Source organism: Streptomyces amakusaensis, from assembly GCF_039532665.1.
GTDB classification, from domain to species: Bacteria; Actinomycetota; Actinomycetes; order Streptomycetales; family Streptomycetaceae; genus Streptomyces; species Streptomyces amakusaensis.
Map to the genome: position 1 here is coordinate 146,289 of NZ_BAAASB010000013.1, position 18,676 is coordinate 164,964.

The window sequence follows — 18,676 nt, forward strand, 5'->3', positions numbered from 1 at the left end:
AGTCCCAGCGTATCCACCGCCCTCCGGCCCGCCCAAAGCCCTGGCGGAGATGTGGCGGAGATACGGCGTGACGGGCTCCCGGGCGCCGGGCGACGGCCCGGGAGCACCCCGTACCGTCGAGAGGCACACACCCCGCCCCGCCTCCCGGAGGAACACCCGCCATGCACGAAGCCGTCCCCCAGCCGGAGATACTCGCCGCCTTCGAGAGCGCCAAGGGGTTCATGCCCCGGGTGGAGGGGCTCGCCCTGTACGGGGCCGCCGTGGAGGCGGGAGCGCTCGGGCTGCCGCTGCTGGAGGTGGGGACGTACTGCGGGCGGTCGACGATCCTGCTCGCCGACGCGGCGCGGGCGGCGGGCACGACGGCGGTCACCGTCGACCACCACCGGGGCAGCGAGGAGCAGCAGGAGGGGTGGGAGTACCACGATCCGTCGGTGGTGGACCCGGAGGTGGGGCGGATGGACACGCTGCCGGCCTTCCGGCGCACCCTGCACCGTGCGGGGCTGGAGGACCACGTCATCGCGGTGGTCGGCCGCTCCCCGCAGGTGGCCCGGGTCTGGAGCACCCCCCTCGGGCTGGTCTTCATCGACGGCGGGCACACCGACGAGCACGCGAACGGCGACTACGAGGGATGGGCCCCCCGGCTGGCCGTCGGCGGGCTGCTGGTGATCCACGACGTCTTCCCCGACCCGGCCGACGGCGGCCAGGCCCCGTACCGGGTCTACCGGCGGGCGCTGGACTCCGGCGCGTTCACCGAGGTCTCCGTGACCGACTCGCTGCGCGTGCTCCGGCGCACCGGCCCCGGCGTCTGAACCCAGCGGCCCGGCGGCGGGTCCGTCCGTACCGGTCCCGGAATGGCCCCCCTTGTCCGGCGCACCGGGCCGGGGCGCACCGCGCGGACGGGCGGCGATCCCCTACCATCGCGCAGGTGTCGTACGACGAGACCGACCGCCCCCGCCGCCCGAGGCCCGGCCCGTCCGCCATCGCCGCCGCCGTGCTCGTGCCGGCCGCGGCGCTCGCGGGGTGGCTGGCCATAGAGTCGGTGAGCGGGGCCCAGGAGAGCGGGGCCCGGCCTTCCGGGACGCCCGCGTCACCCGGTACGAGTGCGCGTACGGGCCCCGGTTCGCCGCCGCCGTCCACTGCGGCGAAGCGCCCCGAGGACGGCGGCGGCCGGGGCCCGCTCCACGGCCGTACGATCGTCATCGACCCCGGTCACAACCCCGGCAACTTCCGGCACCCGGACGAGATCAACGCGCTCGTGGACATCGGGACCAACCGGAAGCCGTGCGACGCGACGGGCACCTCGACCGACGACGGCTACACCGAGGCCGCCTTCACCCGCGATGTCTCCCGGCGGCTGCGCGCACTCCTCGAAGAGCGGGGCGCGCGCGTCGAGCTGACCCATGACGGGGACCGGGAGTTCGGCCCCTGTGTGGACGAGCGCGCCAGGATCGGCAACCGGGCCCGCGCCGACGCCGTCGTCTCCGTCCACGCCGACGGCGCGGCCAGGGGCAGCCGCGGCTTCCATCTGATCCTGCCCGGCCCGGTCAGGGCGGGCGAGGCGGACACCCGGAAGATCGTCGGCCCCTCGCGCGAGCTGGGCGAGCGGATCGCGGGGGCCTTCGCCCGCGCCACCGGGAGCGAGCGGTCCAACTACATCGGCGGCGGCACCGGACTGGATGTGCGCACCGATCTGGGCGGGCTCAATCTGTCCACCGTGCCCAAGGTGTTCATCGAGTGCGGCAACATGCGCGACCCGGCGGACGCGGCGCTGCTGACCAGCGCAGGATGGCGGCAGCGGGCCGCGCAGGGCATCGCGGACGGGCTCCACGCCCAGTTGTCCACACACTCGGAACCGCCCCCTCCGGCCCCCTCGGGGACGAGATGACTCCCGACGCCCGGCAGACGACCGGAACGGGCAGACGATAGATTCACTCCCACGAGGGGGAGCCCACCCCCGGCCCCACCCGGGCTCCACCCCGGCCCCGCGCCACGCACACCGCCCCGGGGCGGCAGCGAAGACCGCCCCGATGAGACGACCCAAGAAGGACTTTTTACGTGAACATCCGCTCCCTCACACGAGGTGATGGCGTGGTGATCGGAGCAGCGGTACTGCTGTTCATCGCCTCGTTCCTGGATACGATCGACTGCTCCGGCGCCCTCTGCGGTGATGTGCCCAACGCCTGGGACAACGGCTCCCTGCTGCTCGGCGTGTATCTGGCGGGCATCATCAGCGCGGTTCTGATCGTCCTCTCCCATCTGCTGCCCCGGCCGCCGAAGCTGCTCGGCATCGAGCTGGGCCACTTCGGCATCGCGCTGGCGATCTTCACGGCCTGGTCCGGGCTGGGTGCGATCTTCGACCCGGCGGGCTCGTTCAACGGCGAGCTGGACCCCGACGCGGGCACCGGTCTGATCCTCGGCTTCGTCGCGGCCCTCGTGCTGGCGGCGGGCGCGGTCGGCGGCCAGCTGGTCCCGGCGCTCAAGGCCCCGCTCCTCGGGGCTCCGCGCCCGGCGGCCCCCGCGCCCTACGGCGGCCAGCCGCAGAGCGGCTACGGCTACCCCGGCGCGCAGCAGCAGCCGTACGGCGGTCAGCAGCCCGGCCAGTCCCAGCCCTCCTACGGCGGCCAGCCGGCCCAGCCCGGCCCCGCCGCCGCGCCGCAGCCGGCCCCGGCGGCCGACTTCGCGCCGTTCTGGTTCGCGGTGCCGGTGGCCCGTCCGCTGTACGGCGAGGACGGCTCCCCCACCCCGATCGCGGAACTCGCGCCGGGCACCTGGTACCTCGCGGTCGAGCAGCGCGGCTCGGGCCTGATCGCCCAGACACAGGACGGCCGGCGCGGAGTGCTCCAGGACACCTCGGGCATCCAGCGCGGCTGATCCGCCGGAGACACACGAAGCGAACACACGGAGGGGTGCCGCCGGAGCGAATCCGGCGGCACCCCTCCGTCATGCGTCACGCGTCACGCGTCACGTGTCGTGCCTCAGCCGAGGTTCTCTCCCCAGCCGCTCTGGATCATGGTCTGGAACGCCCATGCGCCGTTCCGCTTGATCAGGATGTCGGCGTACCTCGGCAGCTGCTGGGACTGTCCCCCCGAGGTCATGACGGAGTCGGTGAAGACGACCACCATGGCGGACGAGAGGAAGACGGGCGTACGGGTGGACTCGAAGCCGATGTCCTCACCGGCCCCGTCCATCACCTGGGTCATGGTCTCGACGAACCGCTTCCGGTCCCACTGGGCCGACGCGCCCTCACCCTTGGAGTCGTCGCTGACCAGGTTGAGGGGGAAGACCGCGACATCGGCCATGCTCTCGATCCGGTGCTCGGCGCTGTACTTCTCGTAGACGGCGAACCATGTGTGGATCTCGGCCAGCTCGTCGGCGGTGGGGGTGTAGCCGGCGTCGGGCAGCAAGGACATACGGATTCTCCCGTTCGGAACGATCACGCTCGGACAGTCGGGAACGTTATCCCCGTTTCCGCGACTAGTCAAACTTGATTAGCCATTCCCCTTCCCCCCGGCGAGCGGCGGGCGTAGTCTGACGCACCATCAGATACAGAGAGAGGGCGGGAACGTGGGGCTGCGACTGGGACTGGCGCTCGGTTACTGGGGCCGGGGCCCCGCGCCCGGCCGTCTCGCTCTCGTACGGGAGGCCGAGCGGCTGGGCTACGACTCGGTGTGGACCGCCGAGGCCTGGGGCTCCGACGCCTTCACCCCGCTCACCTGGATCGCCGCGCACACCTCACGGATCAGACTGGGCACCGCCGTCGCGCAGATGGCCGCCCGCGCCCCCACCGCGACCGCGATGCACGCGCTCACCCTGGACCATCTCTCCGGCGGGCGGATGCTGCTCGGCCTGGGCCTCTCGGGGCCGCAGGTGGTGGAGGGGTGGTACGGCAGACCCTTCCCCAGCTCCCCGCTCACCGCGACCCGGGAGTACGTCTCGGTGATCCGCCAAGTCCTGCGCAGACAGGGCCCCGTCGAGCTGGCGGGCCGCTTCCACCCGCACCCCTACCGGGGGCCGGACGGCACCGGGCTCGGCCGGGCCCTCAAGCCGATCACCCACCCCCTGCGGGCCGGGCTTCCGCTGCTCATCGGCGCGGAAGGTCCCAAGAACATCGCCCAGACGGTCCGGATCGCCGACGGCTGGATCCCGCTCCACTGGTCCCCCTCGCACGCGGGCGCCCACCGCGAGGCGCTCGCCGCCGCGCCCGAGGGCTTCATGGTCGCGCCGATGGCGCACGCCCGGGTCTGCGACGACGTCGCGGAGGGGCTGCTGCCGGTCAAGGCCGCGCTCGGCTTCTACCTCGGGGGCATGGGGCACACGAGCAGGAACTTCCACGCCGATCTGATGGCGCGTACGGGGTACGAGTGCGAGGCGCGGCTCGTTCAGCGGCTGTTCGCCGAGGGCCGGCGGGAAGAGGCGGTGCGGGCGGTGCCCGACGCCTACGCCGACGAGATCTCGCTCGTCGGGCCCAGGGAGCGGATCGCCGAACGGCTCTCGGCATGGCGGTCCGGGCCGGTGACGGATCTGCTGCTGACCGCCCCGGACACCCTCACCCTGCGGACCCTGGCGGAGCTGGTGCTCTGACCGTACGGGACCGGGACCGTACGGGGTCAGCGCTCGCAGCAGTCGGGGGCGAGCCCGCTCGGCAGCCGCTCCCCGCCGAAGACCGCGGTGGTCGCCTCGTCACCGCCGAGCGCGGCGACCGCGAGCAGCAGTGAGCCGGCCGTCCAGGAGGTGCGCTCCTCCGGCCAGATCGCCCGGTCGCCCTCGAAGACATAGCCGGTCCAGTACATGCCGTCCGGGGCGCGGAGATGCGCGAGGGACTGGAGTATCTCCAGCGCCCGGTCGGACTCCCCCATCACCCAGAGCGTCAGGGCCAGTTCACAGCTCTCGCCGCCGGTCACCCAGGGGTTGGGCAGGACACAGCGCACACCGAGGCCGGGGACGACGAACTCGTCCCAGCGCTCCTCGATCCGGGCCTTGGCCTCCGGCCCGGTGATCGCGCCGCCCAGGACCGGGTAGTACCAGTCCATGGAGTAGTGGTTCTTGTCCAGGAAGCGTTCGGGGTGGCTCCGCACGGCGTGGGCGAGCGCGCCCGCCGCCAGCTCCCAGTCCGGCTGGGGCTCCTCGCGCTCGTCGGCGATGGCCAGGGCGCAGCGCAGCGCGTGGTGTATCGACGAACTGCCGGTCAGCAGCGCGTCGGTGACGGGGGTGCCGTCGGCCTCGCGCTTCCAGCCGATCTGGCCGCCGGGCCGCTGGAGCCGCAGGGTGAACTCGACGGCCGCGTACACCACGGGCCACATCCGGTCGAGGAAGGCCTCGTCGCCGGTGGCGAGGAAGTGGTGCCAGACGCCGACGGCGGCATAGGCGCAGAAGTTGGATTCGCGGCTCCGGTCGGTGGGCCGGTCCGGGTCTCCGTCGTGGTAGGCGGCGTACCAGGAGCCGTCCTCGTTCTGGTGGCGCAGCAGCCAGGCGTACGCGCGTGCCGCGGCCTCGTGCTCGCCCGCCGCGTCCAGGGCCATGGCGGCCTCGATGTGGTCCCACGGGTCGAGGTGGTGGCCCCGGAACCAGGGGATGGCGCCGTCCTCGCGCTGGGTGGCGAGGATGCCGGCGACGGTCTCGGCGGCCTCTTCGGCGGTGAGGACGCCGGGGAGGACCAGGTGTTCGGTACGGGGTGTGGTCACGCCTTCGCCCCGGTCTCGGTAGTGGTCGCGGTGTCGGTCGCGGGCTCGGACTCGGTCGCGGGGAGCTGGGGCTTGGTGGCGTAGGCGACGAAGCTCTTGCCGATCAGCGGGTTGAGCGCCTGTTCGGCGAGCCGGGTGGCGAGCGGCTTCTTCATGATGTCCCAGACCAGGAGCTGGTGGTACGCCTTGACCGGGAGGGCCTTGTCGTTGTCCACGCCGAAGGCGCATTTGAGCCACCAGTAGGGGCTGTGCAGCGCGTGGGCGTGGTGGGTGCCGTAGGGGACGAGGCCGGCCTCCTCGATCCTGGCGAGGAGTTCGTCGGCCTTGTAGATCCGGATGTGGCCGCCCTCGACCTCGTGGTAGGCGTCGCTGAGCGCCCAGCAGATCTTCTCGGGCCCGTACCGGGGCACGGTGACCGCGATCCGGCCGCCGGGCCTGAGCACGCGCACCATCTCGGCGAGTACGCCCTTGTCGTCGGGGATGTGCTCCATCACCTCGGAGATGATCACGACGTCGAAGGACTCGTCGGGGAAGGGGAGGTTGAGCGCGTCGCCCTCCATGGCGGTGGCGGTCGCGCCCTCGGGGGCCTCGCCCTCCGCCTTCATCGCCGCGAACCACCGGGCGACCTCGCGGATCTCCTCGGCGTTCCGGTCGAGGGCGACGACCCTGGCTCCGCGCCGGTAGCACTCGAAGGCGTGCCGTCCCGCGCCGCAGCCCAGGTCGAGGACGCGGTCGCCCGCCGCGAGCGGAAAGCGGGAGAAGTCGACGGTCAGCACAGGTTCCCGCTTTCGCAGTCGAGGGTTGGGGGGCAGGGACGAGGACGGGTTGCGGCAGGGCGGCGGTACGGGGCGGGGAAGGGGAAGGCGGGTGGTGCGGCCGGGGCGTGCTGCCGGGTCAACGGGCCACCCGGGAGATCGCCGCGCGGTACAGCTCCACCGTCCCCTGCGCCGCTTTCGTCCAGGTGAATCGCTCCAGCACCCGCTGCCGTCCGGCCTCGCCCAGCCTGGCCCGGAGTCCGGGGTCGCCGAGGAGGCGGCCGAGCGCGGCGGCGAGCGCGGGCGCGTCGCCGGGCGGGACGGCGAGACAGCTCTCGCCGTCGGGTCCCGAGACCTCGGGGATCGCGCCGCCGGTCGTGGCGACCAGCGGGGTGCCGGTGGCCATCGCCTCGGCGGCGGGCAGGGAGAACCCCTCGTACAGCGAGGGAACGCAGGCGATCTGCGCGCCGCGCACGAGGTCGACCAGTTCGGCGTCGGTGATGCCCTTGACGAACTCGATGGCGTCGGTGAGGCCGTGGCGGGCCATGGCGCGGGCGACCGGGCCGTCCTCGGCGCGCTTGCCGACGACCACGAGATGGGCGCGGGGGTGTTCGGCCCGGAGCAGCGCGAGCGCCTCCACCAGGTGGACGAGGCCCTTGAGCGGCACATCGGCGCTGGAGGTGGTGACGATCCGGCCGGGGATCTCCGGGACCGCGGGGTCGGGCGAGAAGAGGTCGGTGTCGGCCCCGATGTGGACGACGTCGACGCGGTCCGGCCGTACGCCGAGGTGGTCCACGATCTCCTGCCGGGAGGAGCCGGAGACGGTGAGCACGGACGGCAGCCTGCGGGCGACTCGCCGCTGCATGCGGGTGAAGCCGTACCAGCGGCGTACGGAGGCCCGCCGGCGGCGGCTGTCGGCGGCGGCCAGGTCGAGCTTGCGGTCGACGGTGATGGGGTGGTGGACCGTGGTGACCAGGGGCGCGCCGAGGTCGCCGAGGAGTCCGTAGCCGAGGGTCTGGTTGTCGTGGACGACGTCGAACTGTCCGCGCCGGGCGGCGAGATGGCGGCGGGCGCGCAGGGAGAACGTCAGCGGCTCGGGGAAGCCGCCGGTCCACATCGTGGCGACCTCCAGCGCGTCGATCCAGTCGCGGTACTCGTCGCGGCCCGGGGTGCGGAAGGGGTCGGGGCTGCGGTAGAGGTCGAGGCTGGCGAGTTCGGTGAGGGTCACGCCCTCGTCGAGCACGGGGTAGGGCTGGGCCCCGATCACCTCCACGCGGTGGCCCAGACGGGCCAGTTCGCGGGAGAGATGGCGGACGTAGACGCCCTGGCCGCCGCAGAAGGGGTTGCCCTTGTAGCTGAGGAGGGCGATCCGCAGGGGCGGGCCGCCGTCGGCCGCGGTGGTGGTGCCGGAGCCGGCGCGAAGGCCCTTTTCCGGGCTCGCGTGAGGGCCGGCCTCGATGGCCTCAGCGGTCACTCACGGCCCCCTTCATCACTGCGTTTCGCCGGAGCGTAACCGCTCGCGCTAATCTAGAACAAGTTTCAGACTTGGTCGCTCAACGAGCTTCGAATCTACCGGCAGGTAGCGCCGGTGTAAGGGCATGAACAGGTGATTCGCACCACGGCGGGCGCGCTCTCGTGCCGCGTGGCCGTCCCGTGTCCGATACTCGCCCGGTAGCAGCCCGGAGCGGGTGGCGCACAGACACGGAACGGGACGATCCGCCTCGTGAGGAACGGGACATATGACAGCCGAAGCCAGGCCTGAGGGGCCCGCCTCGCCACCGCTGACAGAGCGCCAGGAGGCGCGCCGCCGCCGCATCCTGCACGCCAGCGCCCAACTGGCGAGCCGAGGCGGCTTCGACGCGGTGCAGATGCGCGAGGTGGCCGAGGCGGCCGGGGTCGCGCTCGGCACGCTCTACCGGTACTTCCCCTCCAAAATCCATCTCCTGGTCGCCACCATGCAGGACCAGCTTCAGCATCTGCACACCACCCTGCGCAAGCGCCCCCCGGGCGGGGAGAGCGCCGCCGAACGGGTGACCGAAACCCTGATGCGCGCGTTCCGGGCCCTCCAGCGCGAACCCCATCTCGCGGAGGCGATGGTGCGCGCGCTGACCTTCGCGGACCGGAGCGTCAGCCCCGAAGTGGACACCGTCTCCCGCCAGACCACGGCCATCATCCTCGACGCGACGGGCCTGACCCGCCCCACCCCCGACCAGCTGTCGGCGGTCCGGGTGATCGAGCACACCTGGCACTCCGCGCTGATCACCTGGCTCTCCGGGCGCGCCTCGATCGCCCAGGTGCGGATGGACATCGAGACCGCGTGCCGCCTGATCGACCTCCCCGCCCCCGACCGCCCGGACCGCCCCGGCCGGTCCTGAAACACCCGGCCCCAGCCGGTCCTGAACCGCCCCGGCCTCAGTCCTCCGGCGGGAACACCGGCCGCCCGCTCCCCACCAGCGTGATCGCGATCGCCTCCACCGGGCAGTTCTCCGCCGCGTCCAGCACCGCCTCACTCGCCTCGGCCTCCGCCCCCACCGGATGCGCCTGCCTCGCACCGTCCAGCCGAAACCCGTCCGGCGCGGCCCCGGCGCACATGCCGGAGCCGATGCAGAGACTCCGGTCGACCTCGATGTGCCAGCGATCCCCCATCAGTCGCCTCCGTCACTCGTGTGTCCAGCGGGCAGATGGATCATCTTGTGCTCCAGATAAGCACCGTAACCCTCGGGTCCCAGCTCGCGCCCGATGCCGGAGTGTTTGTATCCGCCGAATGGGCCGAGCATGTCCAGGCTGAAGGTGTTGACGCTGTAGGTGCCGGTGCGGATGCGGCGGGCGAAGCGGATGCCGCGGTCGGTGTCGGAGGTCCAGACGCTGCCGCTGAGGCCGTAGTCGGAGTCGTCGGCGATGCGGGCGGCGTCGGATTCGTCGTCGTAGGGGAGGAGGCAGACGACCGGGCCGAAGATCTCTTCGCGGGCGATGCGCATGGTGTTGTCGACTTCGCCGAAGAGGGTGGGTTGGACGTACCAGCCGTGGTCGGGGGCGGGTGGGCGGGTGCCGCCGGTGAGGAGGCGGGCGCCTTCGCGGAGGCCGGTTCGGATGTAGTCGAGGGAGCGGGTGCGCTGGCGGCGGGTGGCGAGGGGGCCGATCCGGGTGGCGGGGTCGAGGGGGTCGCCGACGGTGAGGGAGGAGGCGGCGGCGGTGAGGGCGTCGGCGATCTCGGGGTAGCGGGAGCGGGGGGCGAGGACGCGGGTCTGGGCGACGCAGGCCTGGCCGTTGTTCATCCAGGCGGCGGGGACGATTCCGGCGACGGCGGTCTCGAGGTCGGCGTCGGGGAGTATGACGGCGGCGGATTTGCCGCCCAGTTCGAGGGTGACGCGGGTGAGATGGCGGGAGGCGACCTCCATGACGCGTTTCCCGGCCGCGACGGAGCCGGTGAAGGAGATCTTGTCGACGCCCGGGTGGCCGATCAGATACTCGCTGACCTCGCGGTCGGCGGGGAGGACCGAGAGGACGCCCTCGGGCAGTCCGGCTTCCTGGGTGATCTCGGCGAGGAGGTAGGAGTCGAGGGGCGACTCGGGGGACGGTTTGAGGATCGCGGTGCAGCCGGCGAGGAGCGCGGGGGCGAGTTTGGCCGCCGCGGTGAACTGGGGCACGTTCCACGGCACCACGGCGGCGACGACGCCGACCGGCTCGCGGCGGATCAGCAGGGGGCCGAGCGCGCCGGCGCGGGTCTCCTCGTGGGGGAAGTCCCGGGCGACCGTGAGACAGGCGTCCCAGACCATCATCGCGCCGAGGGCCTGGGCGAGCACGCTCCAGGAGTACGGGGAGCCGCTCTGGGAGCTGATGGAGCGGGCCAGCTCCTCATGGCGTACGGCGATGGCGTCCCTGATCCGGCCGATCACCGCGGCGCGCTCGGCGAGCGGGAGCCGGGGCCAGGGTCCCTGGTCGAAGGCGGTGCGGGCGGTGGCCACCGCGCGGTCCACATCGGCGCGGGAGGCGTGCGGGACCCGGCCGATGATCTGTTCGGTGTGGGGCGAGACGACCTCGATGGTGGCGCGCCCGAGCGGGTCGGTGAACCTCCCGCCGATGAAGAGCTTTCCGTGTTCCACCAGCTCCGCCATGGCCGCCGCCCTCCGCGTCGCCCGAACGTATCTGACAGTGTGTCAGAACTGATATCACCTCTCGCGGTGACGGGCAATGCCCTCGGCCGCTCCGGGAGACGCCGCGGCGGCGGCAGTAAGCGGGGGCTCACCCTCCGGATAATCGCCCGGCGGCCGGTAGAGTGGGCAGGTCGTCATCACACCCGTACGGGGGGAAGCCGGTGCGAATCCGGCGCTGACCCGCAGCCGTGAGCCGTTCCCCGACCCGTCGGAAGCGGCGAGCCGGAATGCTCCGTACGCGACCGTGAACGGCTCGTGCCACCGGCAGCCCGCCGGTGACCGGCACCGTCGAGGAATACGGAACCGGAGCCCTGGTGCCTGAGCGTGCCCGTGCCCGGCTCCCGCAGGAGAGGCCAGCCCCGCTCATGACCACCGTTCGCCGCCGCAGCGCCGCCGCGCTCGCCGTCTCCGCCGTCCTCGGTGTGGCCATCTCCTCCGCCGCCGTGCCCGCCGCCGTCGCCGCGCCCACCCCCTCGCCCTCCGCCGCGCTGCCCGCCGGTCTGTACGGCACGGGCGACCCGACCTACGACGGCGTCTGGCGGCAGTCCCTGGCACTGCTCGCGCAGGACACCGTCGGGGTGAAGCCCGCGGACAAGGCCGTCGAGTGGCTCACCGGCCAGCAGTGCGACAGCGGCGGCTTCCTCTCCTACCGCGCGGACACCGCCGCCCCGTGCGCCGCGAAACTGCCGCTGGACTCCAACGCCACGGCGGCGGCCGTGCAGGCGCTCGCCGCGCTCGGCGGGCAGGACAAGGCCGTGGAGAAGTCCGTGGACTGGCTGACCTCGGTGCAGAACGCCGACGGCGGCTGGGGCTACAACCCCGGCGGGGCCAGCGACGCCAACTCCACCTCCATCGTGATCGGCGCGCTCGCGGCGGCCGGGGCCAAGCCCGCCGAGGTGACCTCGAAGGACGGGAAGTCCCCGTACGACGCGCTGCTGACCTTCGCCACGCCGTGCGACAGCAAGGAGCGCGGGGCCTTCGTCTTCCAGCCGAAGCAGCCCGGGATCGTCGCCGACTCCACCGCCGCCGCCGTGGTCGGCGCGAAGGGACAGGGCCTGGTCGTGAAGGCCGGGCCGAAGGACTCCGGCGGCACCGACTGCGAGCCCGCCAAGACCATCGAGGGCGCGGCCCACAACGGCGCGGCCCACCTCGCGACCGCGCTCGCCAAGACCGGCCATCTCCTCACCCCGCCGATGCCCGGCTCCACCGACCCGGCCGAGAAGCCGGACTACGGCAACACCGCCGACGCGGTGGTCGCGCTGACCGCCCAGGGCATGACCGAGCAGGCGAAGAAGCCGCTGGCCTGGCTGGAGGCGAACGCGGCGGACTGGGCGAAGGAGTCCGGCCCGGCGGCGTACGCGCAGCTCATCCTCGCCGCCGACGCGGCCGGGGCCGACCCGGCGAGCTTCGGCGAGACCGACCTGGTGGCGGGCCTCAACGCGACGGGCCCGGAGCCCCGGGCCGAGAAGAAGTCCGCCGAGGACTCCGACTCCGGCACCGACTCCAGCACCTGGTGGTTCATCGGCGCGTTCTTCGCGGCGGCGATCGGCGTGGGCGTGCTGTTCGGCGGCCGTCGCAAGTCCCAGCGGTGAGGCGCGCCCGGCCCCTGGTGTCGTGGGCCCTCGCCGTCGCGGCCGCGCTGACGCTGCTCGGCGCGGGACCGGCACAGGCGGCGGGCTACCGCTACTGGTCGTTCTGGCAGGGCGACGGCACGGCCTGGACGTACGCGACCGAGGGCCCCGCCACGGCCCGCCCGGCCGACGGCTCCGTCAACGGCTTCCGCTTCTCCGTGAGCGAGAACAGCTCGGACTCGGCGCGCCCACGCCGGGCCCCCGACTTCGCCGAGATCTGCGGGACGACCCCCGCCGAGCCCGGCGCCAAGCGCGTCGCCCTGGTCATCGACCCGGGCACCCGTGAGGACGCGCCCGCGGGCGAGACCCCGCCGCCGCTCCGCGCCGCCTGCGCCCAGGTGCCCACCGCCGCGACCTCGGCGGACGCCCTGGCCGCGGTGGCGAAGCCGCTCCGCTACAACAGCCAGGCGCTGCTGTGCGGGATCTCCGGCTACCCGAGGACGGGCTGCGGCGACCAGGTGTCCTCGTCCGGCGAATCCGCCGCCCGGGAGACAGCCGCGCCCGAGCCGGCGGCCGACGGAAACCCCGGCGGGGACTCCGGCGGCGGCCCGGCCCTGGGCGCGATCGCCGGGGTCTGCGCCGTCGCCCTGCTCGGCGCGGGGGCCCTCTGGCAGTCCCGCCGCCGCGGCCGATGAGCACCGAACCGCGCCCACGCCCCCCGTCGGAGTCCGCCGAACCGGCAGGCGGCCGGACGGCCGACGTCCGGCCCCGGGCCCGGCGCCTCCCGTCTGGAACATCCAGGCGTGTTTCTCCAGACCCGCAGGAGACCGTCGTCCCCCGGCCCGCCTCCGGCCACACGAGCGGCCGCGAGCCGGGCGCGCCACGGTGGGAGCGGTGGCGCGCGCCCGAGGCGGACCGGCGCAACGCGGTGCATCCGGGGGCGTGGTGGCTCTGGGCGCTGGGGCTGGCGGTCGCGGCCTCCCGGACCACCAACCCCCTGCTGCTCGCGCTCGTCGTCGCCGTGTCGGGTTATGTCGTCTCGGCCCGCCGCACCGACGCGCCCTGGGCCCGCTCCTATCTGGCCTTCGTCAAGCTCGGGCTGCTCGTCATCGCCGTACGGGTGCTCTTCTCCACCCTGCTCGGCTCTCCCGTCCCCGGCGCCCATCTCCTCCTCACCCTCCCCGAGGTCCCGCTGCCCCCGTGGGCGCAGGGCATCCGGATCGGCGGCCCGGTCACCGCCGAGCAGCTCGTCTTCGCGCTGTACGACGGGGCGAAGCTCGCCGCACTCCTCATCTGCGTCGGCGCGGCCAACGCCCTCGCCAACCCGGCGCGGCTGCTGAAGTGCCTGCCGGGCGCGCTGTACGAGGTGGGCGTCGCCGTCGTCGTCGCCATGACCTTCGCGCCGAACATGGTCGGCGACGTCGCCAGACTCCGTACCGCCCGCAGGCTGCGCGGCCGTCCCACCGGCGGGATCAAGGCGATCGCGCAGATCGGTCTGCCCGTGCTGGAAGGCGCGCTCGAACGCTCGGTGGCCGTCGCCGCGTCGATGGACGCGCGGGGGTACGGGCGGAGCGCCGACGTGCCGCGCGCGGTGCGCCGCACCACCACCGTCTTCACCCTGGGCGGGCTCCTGGGCATCTGCGCAGGGTCCTACGGGCTGCTCGCGGCCGAGGGCGCGGGGTACGGGCTCCCGCTGCTGGCCGCCGGGCTCGCCGCCGCCGTGGCGGGGCTGCGGCTGGGCGGGCGGCGCTCGCTGCGCACCCGCTACCGTCCCGATCTCTTCGGCGCGCGCTCCTGGGTGGTGGCGGGTTCGGGCGCGGCGGTCGCGGCGCTGATGATCTGGGCCGGTTCGGTGAACCCCGAGGCGCTGCACCCGTCCGTCGTGCCGCTGGTCGCGCCCGTCCTGCCGCTGTGGCCCGCGCTGGCGATCGCGGTGGGGCTGCTGCCCGCGTTCGTCGCGCCCGTGCCCGCCCTCGCACCGGCACCCGTATCCGCACCCGCACCCGCACCCGCTCTGAAGGAGTCCCCGTGATCCGGTTCGACGCGGTGTCGGTCACCTACGACGAGGCGGCGCGGCCCGCGCTCCAGGGTGTCGATCTCACCGTGCCCGAGGGCGAGCTGGTGCTGCTCGTCGGGCCTTCGGGGGTCGGCAAGTCGACTCTGCTGGGCACGGTCTCCGGGCTGGTCCCGCACTTCACCGGCGGCACCCTGCGCGGGCGGGTCACCGTGGCCGGCCGGGACACCCGTACCCACCGCCCGCGCGAGCTGGCCGATGTGGTCGGCACGGTCGGCCAGGACCCGCTGGCGCACTTCGTCACCGACACGGTCGAGGACGAGCTGGCGTACGGCATGGAGTCGCTCGGCCTCGCCCCCGACGTGATGCGCCGGCGGGTGGAGGAGACCCTCGATCTGCTCGGCCTGGCGGAGCTGCGCGAGCGTCCGATCGCGACTCTGTCGGGCGGACAGCGGCAGCGGGTGGCGATCGGCTCGGTGCTCACCCCGCACCCGAAGGTGCTGGTGCTGGACGAGCCGACCTCGGCGCTGGACCCGGCGGCGGCCGAGGAAGTGCTCGCGGTGCTGCAACGGCTGGTGCACGACCTGGGGACGACGGTGCTGATGGCCGAGCACCGGCTTGAGCGGGTGGTGCAGTACGCGGACCAGGTGATCCTGCTGCCCGGGCCGGGGCAGGCCCCGGTGCTGGGGACCCCGGCCGAGGTCATGGCCCTGTCGCCGGTGCATCCGCCGGTGGTGGCGCTGGGCCGGCTGGCGGGCTGGGACCCGCTGCCGCTGTCGGTGCGGGACGCCCGCCGCCGGGCCCCGGCGCTGCGGGAGCGGCTGGCAGACGTACCCGTACCCTCGCCGGCGGCAGCTCGGGAACCGGTCCTCGCACCGGCACCGGCACCGGTGCCCAGTGGCCGGAAGGGATGGTTCCGACGACAGACCGCCACCGTCGGACCGAACCACCGCGGGGGTACGCGCGGGGGTACGGGGGCCACCGCCGCCGTGGACCGTCTCACCGTCCGCAGGGGCCGGATCACCGCCCTCCACGAGGTGGACCTCACCCTCGCCCCCGGCGAGACCGTCGCGCTCATGGGCCGTAACGGAGCCGGGAAGTCCACCCTCCTCTCCGCCCTCGTCGGCCTCCTCGAACCCACCTCCGGCACGGTCTCCGTCGGCGGACTCACCCCCCACCGCACCGCGCCCGCCGAGCTGATCCGGCGGGTCGGCCTGGTGCCGCAGGAGCCGCGCGATCTGCTGTACGCGGACACCGTGGCCGCCGAGTGCGAGGCCGCCGACGCCGACGCGAACGCCCCGGCCGGCACCTGCCGCGCCCTGGTGGACGAGCTGCTGCCCGGAGTCCCGGGCACCGCCCACCCCCGCGATCTCTCCGAGGGCCAGCGGCTCGCGCTCGCCCTCGCGCTCGTCCTCACCGGACGCCCCCCGCTGCTGCTGCTCGACGAGCCGACCCGGGGACTGGACTACGCGGCGAAGGCCCGGCTGGTCACCGTGTTGAAGGGGCTCGCGGCGAAGGGGCACACCATCGTGCTCGCCACCCATGACGTGGAACTCGCCGCCGAGCTGGCGCACCGGGTGGTGATCCTGGCCGACGGCGAGACCGTCGCCGACGGGCCGACCGCCGAGGTCGTGGTCTCCTCGCCCGCCTTCGCCCCCCAGATCGCCAAGATCCTCGCCCCGCAGCACTGGCTGACCGTCACCCAGGTACGGGAGGCGCTGTGAGCCGCTCCACACCCGCCGCTCGGCCCATCCGGCTGGGCCCGCGCTCCATGGCCGCGCTGGCCCTGGTCAGCGCCGTGGGAGTGATCGCCTTCGGCTGGCCGCTGCTCGCCGACCCCGGCTCCGGGCTGATCGCGCACCGCGCCGACGCCCCCTGGCTCTTCGCCGCGCTGCTGCCGCTGCTGGTGGCCGTGGTCGTCGCGACGATCGCCGACACCGGCATGGACGCCAAGGCGGTGGCCATGCTCGGGGTGCTCGCCGCCGTCGGGGCCGCGCTGCGCCCGCTCGGCGCGGGCACGGCGGGCCTGGAGCCCATGTTCTTCCTGATGGTGCTGAGCGGGCGGGTGCTGGGCCCGGGGTTCGGCTTCGTCCTGGGCTCGGTCACGATGTTCGCGTCCGCGCTGCTCACGGGCGGGGTGGGGCCCTGGATGCCGTTCCAGATGCTGGCCATGGGCTGGTTCACCATGGGGGCCGGGCTGCTGCCGGGCGCGGACCGGATCAGGGGCCGGGCCGAGGTGCTGATGCTCGGGGCGTACGGAGTCGTCGCGGCCTTCGCGTACGGCACGGTGATGAACCTCCAGGGCTGGATCCTCGTCGGCGGGCTCTCCTCCGGGATCTCCTTCCACCCCGGGGACCCGGTCCAGGAGAACCTGGTCCGCTTCCTCGCCTACTGCCTGGCCACCTCCCTCGGCTGGGACCTGGGACGGGCGGTGCTCACCCTCGTACTGACGCTCGTCCTCGGGGCCACCGTCCTCAAGGCGCTGCGGAGGGCGACCCGGCGGGCCGCCTTCGAGGCGCGGATCACTTTCGAGGACCCCGCGCGGGGCCCTCGCGGGTGAGGCGGCCCACAGGGCTTTGGTCCTCCACTAGGCGGGGCCGTAGCCGTACGGGGGCGGCCGGGGGCACCCGTACCCCCGGCGGCCCTCCCCCGGTGGGGGTACGGGTACGAGCCCGGCTAGTAGCGGATGCCGTTGCCACCCGCCCGGCGGGCCCGTACAACTGATCAGGTCGCCGGGCACGGCGGCCCGCCCCACCCGCCACCCGGCGGGACCGGACCGGGCCGGGGCCGTGCCACCGGGCGGACTCCCTCGTACCGACGCGGGATCCGGCCTGCCCGGGTGCGACCCGACCTGTTCCCGACGTTAGGCGCTCTCTGTGTCCCGCTCCGTCCTCAGCCGTGTCTCCCTGCGTCCCCGTACCGCCCTGCTCGGCTCGGCCCTCGTGGCGACCTCCGCCGCGATGGTGCTGGGTGTGAACGCGCCGTCGGCCTCCGCCGCGCCCACCGCGGCCGAGACCGCCTCCGCGAAGGCGGTCGCGCAGAAGATGATCAAGGACAAGGCGCAGTTCGACTGCTTCAGCAGGATCGTCACGCATGAGAGCAACTGGGACGTGAACGCGCAGAACCCCTCCAGCGGCGCGTACGGGCTGGTGCAGGCCCTGCCCGCCGGGAAGATGGCGACGGCCGGCGCGGACTGGAAGACCAACCCCGAGACCCAGATCGAATGGGGTCTCGACTACATGAAGGACCGCTACGGCAGCCCGTGCGCGGCCTGGACCACCTGGCAGACCCAGGGCTGGTACTGACTCTGCGGGAGCCCTAGAGCCGCTGGATGATCGTCCCGGTCGCCAGTGCGCCGCCCGCGCACATGGTGACCAGGGCGAATTCCTTGTCCGTACGCTCCAGCTCGTGCAGGGCCGTGATGATCAGGCGCGCGCCGGTCGCGCCGACGGGATGGCCGAGCGCGATCGCGCCCCCGTTGACGTTGACCTTCTCCAGGTCCTGGTCGAAGACCTGCGCCCAGCTCAGCACCACCGAGGCGAAGGCCTCGTTGATCTCGACCACATCGATGTCGCGGAGCGACATCCCCGCCTTGCCCAGCACGGCCCGGGTCGCGTCGATCGGCCCGTCCAGATGGAAGTGCGGGTCGGCCCCGACCAGCGCCTGAGCGACGATCCGGGCCCGGGGGCGCAGTTTCAGCGCCCTGGCCATCCGCTTGGAGGCCCACATCATCGCGGCCGCGCCGTCGGAGATCTGTGAGGCGTTGCCGGCGGTGTGCACCGCCGTCGGCATGACGGGTTTCAGCGTCGCGAGCGCCTCCATGCTGGTGTCGCGCAGCCCCTCGTCCCGGTCGACCAGCCGCCACATGCCCTGCCCCGCCAGCTGCTCGTCCTCGCTGGTGGGGACCTGGACCGAGAAGGTCTCGCGTTTGAACCGCTCCTCGGACCAGGCCGCGCGGGCCCGCTCCTGGGAGAGCAGCCCGAGCGAGTCGACCCGCTCACGGGTCAGCCCCCGGCGGCGGGCGATGCGCTCGGCCGCCTCGAACTGATTGGGCAGATCCACGCTCCACTCGTCGGGGAAGGGCTTGCCGGGGCCGTGCTTGGAGCCGCTGCCCAGCGGCACCCGGGACATGGCCTCGACCCCGCAGCTGATGCCCACGTCGACGACTCCCGCCGCGATCATGTTCGCGACCAGGTGCGAGGCCTGCTGCGAGGATCCGCACTGACTGTCCACGGTCGTCGCGGCCGTCTCATAGGGGAGCCCCATCGCCAGCCAGGCGGTGCGCGCGGGGTTCATCGACTGCTCGCCGGCGTGGGTGACCGTGCCGCCGACGATCTGTTCCACGCAGTCGGGCTGGATCCCGGTCCGGCCGAGGAGTTCGCGGTAGGTCTCGCCCAGCAGATAGGCGGGGTGCAGGGCGGCGAGCGCGCCCCCGCGCTTGCCGATCGGCGTGCGTACGGCTTCGACGATGACGGGTTCCGCGGCCATGGCTCGTCCTCTC

18 protein-coding genes and 1 riboswitch are annotated in these 18,676 nt (G+C 73.6%); of the genes, 11 read left to right on the forward strand and 7 right to left on the reverse strand.

Going from position 1 to position 18,676, the window contains the following annotated elements; all coding sequences use genetic code 11:
- The first annotated feature begins 161 nt into the window (after window positions 1-161).
- The 3 genes from ABD371_RS23440 (at window position 162) to ABD371_RS23450 (ending at window position 2,871) form a co-directional block, all read left to right on the forward strand.
- Entirely contained in the window at window positions 162-809 is a 648-nt protein-coding gene (locus tag ABD371_RS23440) for a class I SAM-dependent methyltransferase (protein ID WP_344479846.1), read from the forward strand.
- Window positions 810-925: 116 nt separating this feature from the next.
- On the forward strand, window positions 926-1,885 hold the full coding sequence (locus tag ABD371_RS23445; RefSeq protein ID WP_344479847.1) for an N-acetylmuramoyl-L-alanine amidase: 960 nt from the start codon (window positions 926-928) through the stop codon (window positions 1,883-1,885).
- Between the two features lie 170 nt (window positions 1,886-2,055).
- The gene (locus tag ABD371_RS23450) at window positions 2,056-2,871 is read left to right on the forward strand and encodes a hypothetical protein (protein WP_344479849.1); all 816 of its coding nucleotides are present in this window, start codon (window positions 2,056-2,058) and stop codon (window positions 2,869-2,871) included.
- 104 nt (window positions 2,872-2,975) lie between these two features.
- Here ABD371_RS23450 and ABD371_RS23455 read toward each other — a convergent pair whose 3' ends face one another.
- On the reverse strand, window positions 2,976-3,410 hold the full coding sequence (locus ABD371_RS23455) for a nuclear transport factor 2 family protein (RefSeq protein ID WP_344479850.1): 435 nt from the start codon (window positions 3,408-3,410) through the stop codon (window positions 2,976-2,978).
- 160 nt (window positions 3,411-3,570) lie between these two features.
- Between ABD371_RS23455 and ABD371_RS23460 the strand changes: the two genes are divergently transcribed.
- Window positions 3,571-4,581, forward strand: coding sequence for an LLM class F420-dependent oxidoreductase (locus tag ABD371_RS23460; protein WP_344480025.1), 1,011 nt, complete (start codon window positions 3,571-3,573; stop codon window positions 4,579-4,581).
- Between the two features lie 26 nt (window positions 4,582-4,607).
- Here ABD371_RS23460 and ABD371_RS23465 read toward each other — a convergent pair whose 3' ends face one another.
- The 3 genes from ABD371_RS23465 to ABD371_RS23475 all read right to left on the reverse strand — a co-directional run bounded on the left by ABD371_RS23465 (window position 4,608) and on the right by ABD371_RS23475 (window position 7,910).
- Entirely contained in the window at window positions 4,608-5,681 is a 1,074-nt protein-coding gene (locus ABD371_RS23465; RefSeq protein WP_344479852.1) for a prenyltransferase/squalene oxidase repeat-containing protein, read from the reverse strand.
- Window positions 5,678-6,457, reverse strand: coding sequence for a class I SAM-dependent methyltransferase (locus ABD371_RS23470; protein ID WP_344479853.1), 780 nt, complete (start codon window positions 6,455-6,457; stop codon window positions 5,678-5,680). The genes ABD371_RS23465 and ABD371_RS23470 overlap by 4 nt, the downstream gene beginning before the upstream one ends.
- Window positions 6,458-6,575: 118 nt before the next feature.
- Window positions 6,576-7,910: a glycosyltransferase family 4 protein gene (locus ABD371_RS23475; protein WP_344479855.1), complete on the reverse strand. Its 1,335-nt coding sequence runs from the start codon at window positions 7,908-7,910 to the stop codon at window positions 6,576-6,578.
- 265 nt (window positions 7,911-8,175) lie between these two features.
- Between ABD371_RS23475 and ABD371_RS23480 the strand changes: the two genes are divergently transcribed.
- A complete protein-coding gene (locus ABD371_RS23480) occupies window positions 8,176-8,811 on the forward strand; it encodes a TetR family transcriptional regulator (protein WP_344479856.1) in 636 nt (211 codons plus the stop codon).
- Between the two features lie 37 nt (window positions 8,812-8,848).
- On the opposite strand, the gene ABD371_RS23485 is transcribed toward ABD371_RS23480, so the two are convergent.
- The gene (locus tag ABD371_RS23485) at window positions 8,849-9,082 is read right to left on the reverse strand and encodes a ferredoxin (protein ID WP_344479858.1); all 234 of its coding nucleotides are present in this window, start codon (window positions 9,080-9,082) and stop codon (window positions 8,849-8,851) included.
- Window positions 9,082-10,551, reverse strand: a complete 1,470-nt coding sequence (locus ABD371_RS23490) for an aldehyde dehydrogenase (protein ID WP_344479859.1) — start codon at window positions 10,549-10,551, stop codon at window positions 9,082-9,084. Before ABD371_RS23490 ends, ABD371_RS23485 begins: the two co-directional genes overlap by 1 nt.
- A 192-nt stretch (window positions 10,552-10,743) precedes the next feature.
- A riboswitch (cobalamin riboswitch) is annotated at window positions 10,744-10,821 on the forward strand.
- Between the two features lie 134 nt (window positions 10,822-10,955).
- Between ABD371_RS23490 and ABD371_RS23495 the strand changes: the two genes are divergently transcribed.
- From ABD371_RS23495 to ABD371_RS23520, 6 genes are all read left to right on the forward strand, one after another.
- Window positions 10,956-12,182 (forward strand): SCO2321 family membrane protein, encoded by a 1,227-nt coding sequence (locus tag ABD371_RS23495; RefSeq protein WP_344479861.1) that lies wholly within the window; start codon window positions 10,956-10,958, stop codon window positions 12,180-12,182.
- Window positions 12,179-12,856 carry an SCO2322 family protein gene (locus tag ABD371_RS23500; RefSeq protein ID WP_344479862.1) on the forward strand — a complete coding sequence of 226 codons (678 nt, stop codon included), beginning with the start codon at window positions 12,179-12,181 and terminating at the stop codon, window positions 12,854-12,856. Before ABD371_RS23495 ends, ABD371_RS23500 begins: the two co-directional genes overlap by 4 nt.
- Window positions 12,853-14,193, forward strand: coding sequence for an energy-coupling factor transporter transmembrane component T (locus ABD371_RS23505; RefSeq protein WP_381734191.1), 1,341 nt, complete (start codon window positions 12,853-12,855; stop codon window positions 14,191-14,193). The genes ABD371_RS23500 and ABD371_RS23505 overlap by 4 nt, the downstream gene beginning before the upstream one ends.
- Window positions 14,190-15,899 (forward strand): ABC transporter ATP-binding protein, encoded by a 1,710-nt coding sequence (locus ABD371_RS23510; RefSeq protein ID WP_344479866.1) that lies wholly within the window; start codon window positions 14,190-14,192, stop codon window positions 15,897-15,899. Before ABD371_RS23505 ends, ABD371_RS23510 begins: the two co-directional genes overlap by 4 nt.
- Window positions 15,900-15,946: 47 nt before the next feature.
- Window positions 15,947-16,735 (forward strand): ECF transporter S component, encoded by a 789-nt coding sequence (locus ABD371_RS23515; protein WP_344480027.1) that lies wholly within the window; start codon window positions 15,947-15,949, stop codon window positions 16,733-16,735.
- Window positions 16,736-17,051: 316 nt separating this feature from the next.
- Window positions 17,052-17,480, forward strand: coding sequence for an aggregation-promoting factor C-terminal-like domain-containing protein (locus tag ABD371_RS23520; RefSeq protein ID WP_344479868.1), 429 nt, complete (start codon window positions 17,052-17,054; stop codon window positions 17,478-17,480).
- A gap of 13 nt (window positions 17,481-17,493) precedes the next feature.
- Here the strand turns inward: ABD371_RS23520 and ABD371_RS23525 are convergent, their stop codons facing one another.
- Window positions 17,494-18,663: a steroid 3-ketoacyl-CoA thiolase gene (locus ABD371_RS23525; protein ID WP_344479869.1), complete on the reverse strand. Its 1,170-nt coding sequence runs from the start codon at window positions 18,661-18,663 to the stop codon at window positions 17,494-17,496.
- Window positions 18,664-18,676 lie beyond the last annotated feature (13 nt).

Coding starts and splice junctions, on each gene's coding strand:
- ABD371_RS23440 (WP_344479846.1), top strand. CDS start 162: ATGCACGAAGCCGTCCCCCAGCCGGAGATACTCGCCGCCTTCGAGAGC.
- ABD371_RS23455 (WP_344479850.1), bottom strand. CDS start 3,410: ATGTCCTTGCTGCCCGACGCCGGCTACACCCCCACCGCCGACGAGCTG.
- ABD371_RS23480 (WP_344479856.1), top strand. CDS start 8,176: ATGACAGCCGAAGCCAGGCCTGAGGGGCCCGCCTCGCCACCGCTGACA.
- ABD371_RS23485 (WP_344479858.1), bottom strand. CDS start 9,082: ATGGGGGATCGCTGGCACATCGAGGTCGACCGGAGTCTCTGCATCGGC.
- ABD371_RS23490 (WP_344479859.1), bottom strand. CDS start 10,551: ATGGCGGAGCTGGTGGAACACGGAAAGCTCTTCATCGGCGGGAGGTTC.
- ABD371_RS23495 (WP_344479861.1), top strand. CDS start 10,956: ATGACCACCGTTCGCCGCCGCAGCGCCGCCGCGCTCGCCGTCTCCGCC.
- ABD371_RS23505 (WP_381734191.1), top strand. CDS start 12,853: ATGAGCACCGAACCGCGCCCACGCCCCCCGTCGGAGTCCGCCGAACCG.
- ABD371_RS23515 (WP_344480027.1), top strand. CDS start 15,947: ATGGCCGCGCTGGCCCTGGTCAGCGCCGTGGGAGTGATCGCCTTCGGC.
- ABD371_RS23525 (WP_344479869.1), bottom strand. CDS start 18,663: ATGGCCGCGGAACCCGTCATCGTCGAAGCCGTACGCACGCCGATCGGC.